The organism is Marinifilum sp. N1E240, assembly GCF_009295825.1.
Taxonomy (GTDB): Bacteria; Bacteroidota; Bacteroidia; order Bacteroidales; family Marinifilaceae; genus Marinifilum_A; species Marinifilum_A sediminis.
In genome coordinates, this window is the sequence record NZ_WHKF01000002.1 from 92,646 (window position 1) to 105,532 (window position 12,887).

General features: G+C 31.2%; 11 protein-coding genes. All 11 read left to right on the forward strand.

Features of this window, described 5'->3' with window-relative positions; all coding sequences use genetic code 11:
- The first annotated feature begins 57 nt into the window (after positions 1 to 57).
- A complete protein-coding gene (gene rfbA / locus GCQ56_RS05450) occupies positions 58 to 936 on the forward strand; it encodes a glucose-1-phosphate thymidylyltransferase RfbA (RefSeq protein ID WP_152733403.1) in 879 nt (292 codons plus the stop codon).
- 164 nt (positions 937 to 1,100) lie between these two features.
- The gene (gene rfbC / locus GCQ56_RS05455; protein ID WP_152733404.1) at positions 1,101 to 1,673 is read left to right on the forward strand and encodes a dTDP-4-dehydrorhamnose 3,5-epimerase; all 573 of its coding nucleotides are present in this window, start codon (positions 1,101 to 1,103) and stop codon (positions 1,671 to 1,673) included.
- A 32-nt stretch (positions 1,674 to 1,705) separates the two neighbouring features.
- Positions 1,706 to 2,584: a dTDP-4-dehydrorhamnose reductase gene (gene rfbD, locus GCQ56_RS05460; RefSeq protein ID WP_152733405.1), complete on the forward strand. Its 879-nt coding sequence runs from the start codon at positions 1,706 to 1,708 to the stop codon at positions 2,582 to 2,584.
- Between the two features lie 53 nt (positions 2,585 to 2,637).
- Positions 2,638 to 3,687, forward strand: a complete 1,050-nt coding sequence (gene rfbB, locus GCQ56_RS05465; protein WP_152733406.1) for a dTDP-glucose 4,6-dehydratase — start codon at positions 2,638 to 2,640, stop codon at positions 3,685 to 3,687.
- A gap of 539 nt (positions 3,688 to 4,226) precedes the next feature.
- Entirely contained in the window at positions 4,227 to 5,663 is a 1,437-nt protein-coding gene (locus GCQ56_RS05470; protein WP_152733407.1) for a lipopolysaccharide biosynthesis protein, read from the forward strand.
- Positions 5,664 to 6,005: 342 nt separating this feature from the next.
- Positions 6,006 to 7,160, forward strand: coding sequence for a polysaccharide pyruvyl transferase family protein (locus GCQ56_RS05475; protein WP_152733408.1), 1,155 nt, complete (start codon positions 6,006 to 6,008; stop codon positions 7,158 to 7,160).
- Between the two features lie 145 nt (positions 7,161 to 7,305).
- Positions 7,306 to 8,505 carry a hypothetical protein gene (locus GCQ56_RS05480; protein ID WP_152733409.1) on the forward strand — a complete coding sequence of 400 codons (1,200 nt, stop codon included), beginning with the start codon at positions 7,306 to 7,308 and terminating at the stop codon, positions 8,503 to 8,505.
- Positions 8,506 to 8,509: 4 nt separating this feature from the next.
- Positions 8,510 to 9,676 carry an EpsG family protein gene (locus GCQ56_RS05485; protein WP_152733410.1) on the forward strand — a complete coding sequence of 389 codons (1,167 nt, stop codon included), beginning with the start codon at positions 8,510 to 8,512 and terminating at the stop codon, positions 9,674 to 9,676.
- Between the two features lie 63 nt (positions 9,677 to 9,739).
- Complete coding sequence (locus GCQ56_RS05490) at positions 9,740 to 10,690, forward strand: glycosyltransferase family 8 protein (protein ID WP_152733411.1); 951 nt, start codon at positions 9,740 to 9,742, stop codon at positions 10,688 to 10,690.
- The gene (locus tag GCQ56_RS05495) at positions 10,683 to 11,720 is read left to right on the forward strand and encodes a polysaccharide biosynthesis protein (protein WP_152733412.1); all 1,038 of its coding nucleotides are present in this window, start codon (positions 10,683 to 10,685) and stop codon (positions 11,718 to 11,720) included. Before GCQ56_RS05490 ends, GCQ56_RS05495 begins: the two co-directional genes overlap by 8 nt.
- Before the next feature lie 11 nt (positions 11,721 to 11,731).
- A complete protein-coding gene (locus tag GCQ56_RS05500; protein WP_152733413.1) occupies positions 11,732 to 12,874 on the forward strand; it encodes a capsular polysaccharide biosynthesis protein CapF in 1,143 nt (380 codons plus the stop codon).
- The last annotated feature ends 13 nt before the right edge of the window (positions 12,875 to 12,887 follow it).

Here is a 12,887-nt window from a genome sequence, read left to right on the forward strand (position 1 = left end):
TATCAATATTCCTATACTCATTACTATAAAATATAAACGATTAACAATATAACATCAATGAAAGGTATCATACTAGCAGGAGGAAGCGGAACAAGACTATATCCCATTACCAAAGGAGTTTCTAAACAGTTATTGCCTATTTACGATAAACCAATGATCTATTATCCATTATCTGTTTTAATGTTGGCAGGTATTAAAGAGATCTTGATTATTTCGACACCCGAAGATCTTCCGAATTTCGAAAAACTTTTGGGAACAGGTGAGGATTTTGGACTGAAGTTGGAATATAAGGAACAACCAAGCCCAGATGGATTAGCACAGGCCTTTTTGATTGGTGAAGAATTTATTGGAGATGATGATGTGTGTTTGGTACTGGGAGATAATATCTTTTATGGGCACGGATTTTCAGGATTGTTGAAAAATGCCGTGAATAAAGTGTCTGAAGAGAAGAAAGCTTCTGTGTTTGGTTACTGGGTTAATGATCCTGAACGATATGGTGTTTGTACTTTTAACGAAGATGGAGCTGTAACGACTATTGAGGAGAAACCCGAACAGCCAAAGTCGAATTATGCGGTTGTAGGGCTTTATTTCTACCCCAATTCTGTGATCGAAGTTGCAAAAAATATCAAGCCTTCGAAACGGGGAGAGTTGGAAATTACAACAGTCAATCAGGACTATTTAGATAAAGACAATTTGAGTGTTGAATTGATGGGACGTGGATTTGCCTGGTTAGATACCGGAACCCATGAATCACTTTTGGATGCAAGTCGATTTGTCGAAACTATTGAAACCCGACAAGGCTTAAAAGTAGCTTGCTTAGAGGAAATTGCCTATAACATGGGTTATATTGATGCGGATCAAGTACTAAAATTAGCTGAGCCTTTGAAGAAGAACGGCTACGGTCAATATTTATTGAATCTAGTTGAAAACAAGTAATCTGAAAAATAGTTTTAACCATAAATTTCTCAGATTTTCACAAATTAAATTCTGTTCATCTTCTTTAAAAAAACGACACTTTAAAAAATTGTGTGCATTTGTGTATTTAGTGGTTACTTTTTTTAAAGATATTTTGAATTAGTAAGTGGTTAAACAAGAAAACTATGAATTTTATACCTACAGATATACCCGAGGTCATCATACTAGAACCAAATGTATTTGGTGATGAAAGAGGTTACTTTTTCGAATCTTTTAATCAGAAAGAGTTTGAAGAAAATATAGGCGCAGTTAATTTTGTTCAGGACAATGAATCAAAATCATCAAGAGGCATATTGCGTGGATTGCATTTTCAAAAACCTCCTTTTAATCAGGCGAAACTAGTTCGTTGCGTAGAAGGTGAAGTTTTAGATGTTGCAGTAGATTTGCGAGAAGGTTCAGCAACCTACAAAAAATACGTTGCCGTAAGCCTAACAGGCGAAAACAAACGACAGTTGTTTGTGCCAAGAGGTTTTGCTCATGGTTTTGTTGTGTTAAGCGAAAAAGCAATTTTTGCTTACAAGGTAGACAATTGGTATGCACCCAATTATGATTCTGGTATTGCTTGGAACGATGAAGAAATTGCAGTTGATTGGCAAATTGCAGTTGAGGAAATACAACTTTCGGGAAAAGACAAAGAGTTAAAGGCTTTAGCAGAAACAGAAAATCCATTTTTCATTGAAAAATCAGCATTGATCTAGCCTTACCTTTGTTTACTTTATCCTTAAATAAAATGAAAGTATTAATTACTGGTTCAAACGGGCAGTTAGGCTCTGAAATTAAAGCCTTAGCTTCTGAATATACGAATTTTGAATTTGTATATTCTGATTTACCTGAATTGGACATTTGCAAGAAAAACTTGTTGACTCAATTTGTAATAGAAAATAACATTAAAGGCATCGTTAATTGTGCTGCTTATACTGCGGTTGATAAGGCTGAAAAGGATGGTGTACTTGCAGAATTGGTTAACGCTAAGGCTGTAGAAAATTTAGTTGCTGTTGCAGAAAATCAACATTTAAAGTTGATTCACATCTCTACCGACTATGTTTTCGATGGTACTTCTCATATCCCTTATTCCGAAAAAATGCCCGTCTCCCCTTTGGGTGTTTATGGCAAAACAAAAAGAGCAGGTGAATTACAAGTCATTTATTCGGCTTCGAATTCTATTTTAATAAGAACTTCATGGTTGTATTCTATTTATGGAAATAATTTTGTAAAAACCATGCTGCGTTTAGGTGCTGAAAGAGAAAGCTTAGGAGTGATCTGCGATCAGGTGGGTACGCCGACTTACGCCAGAGATTTGGCTCAGGCCTGTTTAGAGATTCTTTCCAAATCGGAACGTTTGGATACTCAAGGAAAGGTTTATCATTTTTCCAATGAGGGTGCTGCTTCCTGGTACGATTTTGCCAAGTCTATTATGATAATGGGAGAGGTAGACTGTCAGGTTAATCCGATTGAAAGTAAAGATTATCCGACACCAGCCGCTCGTCCTCACTATTCTGTTTTGAATAAATCGAAGATTAAAGCAGATTTCGGAATTCAAATTCCATACTGGGGCGATTCTCTTTGTGATTGCATTGATATATTAAAGACAGAAAAATTTGAAGAATAGAGTAAACTAATTCCTAGCAATTTAAAAAAATACAGTTTAGCAATTTTAAAAAAATGAAAAATATACTAGTCACCGGCGGCGCCGGATTTATCGGTTCTCACTTGGTTCGTTTATTGGTGAACAAATATCCTGAGTATAAAATCATCAATATTGATGTTTTGACTTATGCTGGAAATTTGGCAAATCTAAAAGATGTAGAAGACAAGCCAAACTACGAATTCGTAAAGTGCGACATCTGTGATTTTGAAAAGATTCAGAAAATATTTATTGATTATCAGGTTGAAGGCGTAATTCATTTGGCTGCAGAGTCGCATGTGGACAGATCTATTAAAGATCCTTTTTCTTTTGCACAAACCAATGTGATGGGAACTTTATCTTTATTGCAAGCGGCAAAGCACGTATGGGATGGCAATTTTGAGGATAAATTGTTTTATCATGTTTCAACCGACGAGGTGTATGGCTCTTTAGGAGATGAAGGCTTCTTTACTGAAGGAACTTCTTATGATCCACACTCACCCTATTCGGCATCAAAAGCTTCTTCTGATCATTTTGTACGTGCTTTTCAAGATACATTTGGATTACCAACAGTAATATCCAATTGCTCGAATAACTACGGTTCTTACCAGTTTCCAGAAAAATTAATTCCGCTTTTTATCAACAATATATGCAATGACAAGCCATTACCCGTCTACGGAAAAGGTGAAAATGTACGCGATTGGTTATTTGTAAACGACCACGCACGTGCTATTGATGTTATTTTTCATAAAGGTAAATTAGGGGATACTTACAATATTGGTGGTTTTAACGAATGGAAGAATATAGACTTAATTAAAGTATTGATCGCAACAACCGATCGCTTGTTAGGTCGTAAAAAAGGAACTTCTGAAAAATTAATTACTTATGTAACTGATCGTGCAGGACACGATGTACGTTATGCAATTGATGCAACTAAATTAAAAAAAGAATTAGGGTGGGAGCCTACTTTACAATTTGAAGAAGGGATTGAAAAAACTGTGAAGTGGTATTTAGAGAATAAAGAGTGGATGGATAGTATTACTTCTGGAGAATATGAGCAGTATTATGAAGCCATGTATAAAGGGTGATTTAGTTAAACAAGAAGTATGTTTAAAATATTTATAAGAGACAATAAGAGTTTCCTTTGTGATAAGGATACAACTGTAGCTATGAATAGAACGTAGTTGTTTGGTAGTTTGATAGAAGCATTGCTGTTAAGGTTGTCGTTGGTGAGTCTAGCAAAATAATCAATGATTTCGTGCTCACAGATAAGGATAAAAAAAGTACTATGTTATGCAAGATTTAGTTCTGATATATTAAAAGTTTAGATGCTTTCTAGTTGTAATATTCAAGTACATTACCTGCGAAGGTTGGAAGTGTTAAAAATTTAATTGATGAAGCTATAAAAGTGATACTTCGATTCCTCCAACAAGTATGTTTAAGTTTTTAGTAGGGCAATATGTGAATATTATACATGGTGAAATTAGAAGAATGTATTCAAAAATTATATTTTTTTCATTAAGGCATCTGAAATATCATATTTATTGCTGCATATATTAAAAGTGTTCAAATTTTGCAACGTTACGGAATCAAAAAACGAGTAGACAACTAAATAAACCATAATAATTTGAAAGCAAAAATTATATTTAAAGGAATAAAATGGGCTAGTTTTGAATTTGCATTCAGTTTTACGTTTCGCTTTCTTGTCAAATTAGTATTAGCAAAACTAATTTTACCTAAAGACTTTGGATTAGTTGGAATGACAACTATTTTTATCGGGGTAGTTTTTGCTGCATCCGAGCTTGGCATGGGAGCCGCCCTAATTCAGAAAAAAGAAAATCAGGATGCAGAACGATTATTCAATACGGCATTTTGGTCAGGATTAATTTGGGGAGTAGGATTATATTTATTAATGTGCTTTGGTATAGGACCAATTGCCGCTTCATTTTATAACGAACCACTTCTCCTTCAATTAATCCCAGTGTTAAGTCTTGGCATTTTGTTAAAACCACTCAATTTAATACACACGGTTATTCTAACTCGTTCAATGAACTTTAAAAAATTAGCCCTTATTAATAATAGTGCAGCTTTGATTGCTGGGTTTGTTGGTTTATATACTGCTTATATTGGGTTTGGAGTTTGGGCTTTGGTTTTAAATAATGCGATAATATCAGTTCTTACTGTTCCTTTATTATTTCTCACTACACGTTGGATTCCAAAATTAGAATGGATTAAAAGTTATTTTAAAGAAATAATTGGTTTTAGTGTTTATTCGACCGGAACATCTGTTTTTAGCACGATTACGTACAATGCAGATAATTTAATTATTGGGAAATTATTGGGAGCAAGTTCTTTAGGTGTATATACTTTAGCCTTTTCATTAACGGAAACGCTTCGACAAGCTATAAGTTCTATTTTAAATAAAGTAATGTATCCTGTATTTGGACAACTACAGAAAAATAAAAGTAAACTTAAAAGCTATTTTTTGATGATTGTTAATATAAATGCAATCATGATTTATCCTATTATGTTCTTTTTTGTCCTTTTTGGAAAGGAAATGATTTTAGATATATTTGGGACTAATTGGGGAGATGCAGTCCTCCCTCTAAGGGTTTTATCAATCGCGGTTATGATTCATTTAATAATTAATTCTTTTGCATCTTTGTTACGCGGACTTGGATACCCTGGACTAGAGTTTAAGATTATACTGGGAATAACACTTTTTATTTTAATACCTGGTTTATATTTTGGTATTATAGGATGGGGATTGTTAGGTGCGACAATAGCTATACTGGTAAATAAAATTAGTTTGGTGATTGTAGCACTTATATTTTTAAAAAAACACATTAAAATAAAATTAATTGAGATTATTTTAGCTGTCAAAGGAGCCGTTCTATCTGTTAGTATTAGTTCAATATTAATATTTATATTGAAATTTATTTGTCCTAATATGAATTGGATCGTAATTAGTATTTTTTATTTCCTATTTTATTTGATTGTAATACTTTATTTTGAAAAGGAAATGATTAAATTATTAAAAGTTAAACTGTTAAAAACAAAATGATATCTCAAACCAAGTTTATGTAATTATAAAATCTATGATTCATATATGGTTATATGGAATTTTGGTATACTTAATCAATATTTTAATAGTGAGAGAATAAAAAGCAGTATTACCTATAGTAAATTTTTGGTATTAAGTAAACAGCGATTGTTAATCCGGTATTATCTTAATAAGGCAGTCGGTCAGATATTTCTACAAACAAAATGAGGCTAAAGAATTTTTTTTAACCTTTAAAAACTGGGAACAATTCGTTAGAACAATATCAGTGAGTTATGCGGCACCTAATTTTGGAGTACCATCTGTTAAAAACGATGTGAAATCAGTAATCAAATACAATTAAATATGAAAATTCAGATTGACGGAACAGGCACAGAGAATAAAGGTGCAGAATTAATGCTTTATTCAATACTTGAAGAAATAGAACATAAAATGCCAACTTCAAGAGTAACATTAAATTCATTTACAACAAACTTGAAATATATTAAAACAAATCTTAAAGTTAGAATCTCTTTAAGACAAAGATTAATATATGGACCTTACATAAGAGAAATTATTAATCGTTTAAAATTACCATATCATTTTTTTACTGACCTTTTTGCTGAAAAAAATATTGATTTGGTTATAGATGCCGGTGGATTTAGGTATGGTGATCAATGGAAATATTCAGATAAATATATTGAATTGTTAGAGAAATATTATAGGAAATTAAAGGAGAATGGGACAAAAATTATATTTCTACCTCAAGCATTTGGACCATTTAATTTACCAAATAGTAAAAAAACTGTAGAAATTTTAAATAATTATGTAGACCTGATTGTTGCGCGTGATAATGTGTCAAAAGAATTCTTGTTAAATGAAAATGTTGATCCAAAAAGAATACTTGTTTATCCAGATTTTACATTCCCAACTAAAGGTATAACCCCTCGAAAATACAGTCACTTGGAAGATGCGGTTTGTATTATTCCAAATAGAAAAATGTATTCTCAAACAAATATAAGTAAACTCGAATATTATGAACTTTTTGAGAAGGTAATTACGGAAATACAAAACAAGGGTAAACATGTCTTTATATTAAATCATGAGGGGATTAAGGATTTAAAAGTATGTAGAAATATCAATAATCGATTAACTAAAAAAGTAGAGATCGTTAATAACTTAAATGCAAAAGAAATTAAAGGTGTAATAGGTAATTCTTATCTTGTTATATCATCTAGGTATCATGGTGTTGCTAGTGCATTAAGTCAATGTGTACCTTGTATTGCAACTAGTTGGAGTCACAAATATGAATTATTATTTGGTGATTTTGGTATTGATTCAAATATTGTAGACATAAATAATGAATACGATATTTTAATCAGCAAAATTATTTCATTATTAGATCCCAATAACAACAATCAGGAAAGAGATCTATTACAATCGAAACATGACGAATTGATAAATAGCAATTCAAAAATGTGGAAAGAAATTTGGGAAGGAATTGATTTATCAAGTAATTAAAATGTGCCATCGATAATGGCAAAGATTATTCGTTTAATAAAGCATTTTTGAATAAAATGATAATTTGTCCTCAAAATATAGACTTCAATTTTACGAGCTAAAGATTAAAAGACTCATTAGAAAATTTTAAAAATAAGAAAATTCAATGGCTAACATAGCATATACAATTTGGTGTGAGAATTTAAATTCTGCAATAATTAGAAGTCAGGTATATGATGTATTAATTGAAAAACAAAGAATAGAACCGCAAGACAATATTTGTATTGTTGCATTTCAGCCATTCTATAAAATGTTTTCTCAAAAAGAGAAAATAAAAAAAACTATTTCAATTTTAAAACAAAGTAATATATCCTTAATACAAGTACCTTGCTTTAAGATCCCAAGATTGGGCTTGTCTTCGGGAAAGTGGTACATATTTCCTTTTGTATTCTTGCAAAGTTTTCCTATTCTACTATTTTACAAAATCATAAAAAAGATTTCTATTTTACATTGTCGTTCTTATCCTATTACACTGGCGTCAATTGCAATTAAAAAATTGTCGTCAGCAAAAATAGTTTTTGATCCAAGATCAAGCTTTCCAGAGGAACAATTAATATCTGGAAAGGAGAGAATAACATATAATATTTGGAAATATATTGAAAAAATATATTTAAACAATGCTAATGTTACTGTCTCTATTACTCGTACCTATACTGATCATTTTAAAAAAGCAAAATATAATACTGAGTTTGTAGAAATTCCAAATAATGTAGATACTAATAAATTTAGACCAGACAAGGAAACAAAGAAACGACTAAGAAGTCAGTTAGGAATTGGGAATGACGAGATAGTATTTTGTTATTCAGGTAGTTTAAACAATTCATGGAACGATCCTAACACATATGCAGAGTTCATCATTCAATTAAGAATGCTAAATATAAAACACCGATTTCTATTTATTACCTTAAATATTGCTCAACTTAAAAACTCATTTAACCTTTATGGTATTAGAGAAGAAGAGTATATTGCGATTTCCTGCGATTTGGACGAAATGCCCAACAACTTAGCAATTACGGATTTTGGTCTAAACATAATGACAAAAAAAGATATACGTATGAGCATAAAATCAGCAGAATATCTAGCAATGGGATTACCTATTGTTACAAACTCAAATGTACTTGGAGCAAAGGAAATAATAGAAAAATACAATACTGGGTTGGTTCTTGACAATATGAATCTAAAGGAGATAAATAATTTAATTATATCAAAAGAAAAACTTTCAATAAATTGCAGAGAAGTTGCCTGCGAATTTTTCTCTACAAAAAAAGTAGCTCAAGAATATTCAAACATATATAAATGCCTATAAACTAATGGTCTATCTCGTTGTACTTTGTGTGTTATTACTATTCACTTTTAAGTTTGATGTTTCTAAGCAGGTAAGGGGAAGAAAATTTAGTATATATTTTGCGTCTTTTCTTCTCATAATTCTCTCTGGGTTTCGTTATAGAATTGGATTAGATACGATGCAGTACATGAAGTACTATGAATACATTCCAACCTTTGATATCTTAACTTATCAAGATATTATTTTCTCTCCACATGCCCCATTATATTTTATTATTGAAGTTTTTGCAAAAACAATTTCACCTGATTTTTTTGTTTTACAGATTATTCATGCTGTCTTTGTTAATTTAATAATCGTAAATTTTTTTAAAAAACACACAAAATACGTATTTACAGCAATTCTGTTATATTATTTAACTTTATATGTAAGTTTTAATTTTGAAGTAATGCGAGCTTCTATGGCTATTGCAATATTTCTTGGCTCATATGATTATTTGAGACAGAAGAAATGGATTATGTATTATATATTCTGTGTTTTAGCAATTATGATGCATGTATCAGCAATTATACTTTTAATTATCCCGTTTTTAACAAAATTGAAAATGACTAAATACGGGATCTTTTATCTATTTATTGCAATTATTCTTTCAATTATTATAGGTGAAAATATTAAATTTATTTTTGAAAAGATTGCTGTTTCAAAAAGTCTTATAAGGAAGAGTGAATTATATTTGAATTCTCAATATTCAGGACAGGTGCTAAATATATTTGGTGTCATTACTACAGTAATTTCAAATGTATTATTACCATATTTGGCGGTTGTAAGATTAAAAAAAATAAAAAATAAAAGACTAGATTATGAATTTTTAATTATTTTATGTATTCTAATGTCGATTTTTTCTATTAATGTTCAAATATTTGTTAGGTATATTCAATTCTTTTTTCCTTTTTTATTATTAGCATTTACGGATTTAATAGGTCTAACTATATATACTCGTTATTCAAATAAATCAATAAATTTAAAAGTTACTTTTATTATGGTACTGTTTCTTGTTCTTAAATTAAAGGGTCAGTATTTTGCGGATATTTCGGGAATATCTAATTACAACAGATATTTACCGTATTCCTCCATTTTGACAAAAGAAGAATCTATTTTGCGTGAAAAAATGTTTGATAGTCAGTATTTATACTAATTAAATTAGTGTTTTATGTAACTACCAAATTCTATATTAAAACTAATCTTAACTTCTAAATAAATGAATATAGCTTACTCTTGCAACGATGCTTACATTCAACATACTGGAATATCTCTAATTTCTTTACTTGAAAATAGTAAAGAAGTTGAAACAATAAATATTTATTTTATTGAAAAAGATGTGAGTTCAAGTAATCTATTTAAACTTAATGAAATTGTTAATTCTTATAAAAGGAAACTTATTGTAATCCCTTTTTATGACATATGCTTCAATTTAAAAATTAATGCACTTGGGCGTCACATTGAAACTATATATGCAAAGTTGTTTTTCTCAAGAATTGAAGGTATTGATAAAATTTTATACATAGATAGCGATACAATAATCAATAGCTCCATATCTGAATTTTGGGGAATTGAATTATCTAACAACTTGCTTGCTGGTGTTGAAACATATACCGTCGATGCAAAAAAACAATTAAATCTTAGTAAATCGGATAAATTTATTAATGATGGTGTCGTTCTTATAAATTTAAAAGAATTTAGGAAACAAAATATTGAGCAAAAATTTATTGAATGTATAGCGAGACATAAAGGCAATCCCCCAGTTCTTAGTGAAGGTGTTGTTAATGAGGTTTGTAAAGGAAGAATTAAGATAATACACCCCAAATATAATTTGATGAGTGGATTCTTTACATATAAAAGAAACCGTTTTTTAAATATGGATGAATATTATAGTACAGGAATTATTCAGGAAGCAATTAGTAAGCCTGTAATTATACATTATTTATCGGCTTTCTTTAACAGACCTTGGGATATTAATTGTACTCATCCGATGAAAGATAGGTATTTATTTTACAAATCACTTTCTTGTTGGAAAGATGTTCCTTTGCAGAATAAAAAAATGAGTTTAAGGTTACAAACAATAAATTTTCTTTATAAATATTTTCCGAATATAATCTTAGATTTTTTTAGATTTATAATTAAAAAAATGAATATTAAAAGTTATGTTTAAAAATAAAACATTATTAATAACTGGAGGTACTGGTTCATTTGGTAACGCAGTCTTAAGTCGATTTCTAGATTCAGATATAAAAGAAATTCGAATTTTCTCACGTGATGAGAAAAAGCAGGATGATATGCGTCATAGACTAAAAAATCCCAAGGTGAAGTTTTATATAGGAGACGTTAGAGATCGTCGTTCGGTTGACTTGGCAATGATAGGTGTGGATTATGTATTTGCAGCAGCTGCATTGAAACAAGTTCCATCTTGTGAGTTCTTCCCTATGCAAGCAGTTAAAACAAATGTTGAAGGAACCGATAACGTAATTCAGTCAGCTATTGCATATGGGGTGAAAAATGTGGTGGTTTTATCAACAGATAAAGCGGCTTATCCTATTAATGCGATGGGAATTAGTAAAGCTATGATGGAGAAGGTAGCCATTGCTAGCGGGAGAGCATTGGGAACTGATGCAAAAACAACTATTTGTTGTACTCGTTATGGTAATGTAATGGCAAGTAGAGGTTCTGTGATTCCATTATGGGTGGATCAAATCAAAGATGGAAACTCAATTACAATTACAGATCCTAACATGACTCGTTTCATGATGACTTTGAATGATGCTGTTGATTTGGTTATTTATGCATTTCAAAATGGGGAGAATGGCGATTTGTTTGTACAGAAAGCTCCCGCTGCAACCTTATCTGTATTAGCGGAAGCCTTGAAGCAGTTATACAATGCAGATACGGAGGTGAAGACAATTGGAACTCGTCATGGTGAAAAGTTATATGAAACTTTAGTGACTCGAGAAGAAATGGCGAAATCTATAGATATGGGAAACTATTTTCGAATTCCTTGCGATACACGTGATTTAAACTACGATAAATATTTCAAGGAAGGAGACGAAGAGTTATCTAAAATTGTAGATTATCATTCCCATAATACCAGTGCTTTAGATGTGGAAGGTATGAAAAACTTGCTGTTAAAATTAGATTTTATTTGTGAGGACATACAGGATGAGAAGAGTGAGCCTGTAAAAATTTAATTCAAGATACTATGAAGATTTTAATAACAGGAGCGAAGGGGTTTATTGGTAAAAATTTAATTGCTCAATTGAAAAATATTCAGGAAGGAAAGGATAAAACCTATACTCTTGATCCAAATTTCGAACTGTTGGAGTGTGATATTGATACTGATGAAAAACTATTGGATCAATATTGCAAGGAGGCTACTTTCATTTTTAATTTGGCAGGTATTAATCGTCCAGTGAATGAAACTGAATTTATGGTGGGCAATTGTGACTTTGCGAGCCAGCTATTGAATTCTTTAAAAAAGCATAAAAATGTTTGTCCGGTAATGATTTCTTCATCTACTCAGGCAGCAATAGATAATCCTTATGGCAAATCAAAAAAAGCTGGTGAGGATGTAATATTCCAATACGCTAATGAAACAGGAGCTAAAGTATTGGTATATCGCTTTCCAAATGTATTTGGAAAATGGTGTAAGCCTAATTACAACTCTGCTGTTGCTACATTTTGTCACAATATAGCGCACGGTTTGGAAATTACCGTCTCGGATAGATCATATCAAATGACTTTGGTATATATCGATGATTTGATTAAGGAATTAATTCACGCTTTGGAAGGTAAAGAAACTAGAGATGGTGAGTTTTGTATTGTACCTGTTACACATTCAGTATGCTTGGGAGAGATTGTTGATTTGCTACACTCCTTTAAAAATAGCCGTAATGATCTGTCCGTGGCAAATATGAATGATTCTTTTGCCAAAAAATTATACTCTACTTATCTAAGCTATCTCCCTACTGAAGAGTTCTCTTATCCGTTAAAAATGAATGTGGACAACCGCGGTTCGTTCACAGAAATATTAAGAAGTGAGGACAGGGGACAGGTTTCTGTAAATATTTCGAAACCAGGAATTGTGAAAGGGAATCACTGGCATCATACTAAAAATGAAAAGTTTTTGGTAGTTAGTGGTAAAGGTGTGATCCGCTTCCGAAAAATAGATGAAAAGCAGATACATGAGTATTTTGTATCTGGAGATAAGTTAGAGGTAGTGGATATACCTGTTGGGTATACACACAATATTGAAAATTTAGGAGAGTCTGATATGGTTACGGTGATGTGGGTAAACGAGCCATTTGATCCGAAATCTCCTGATACATTTTATTTGGAGGTGTAATTGACTTCTCTAT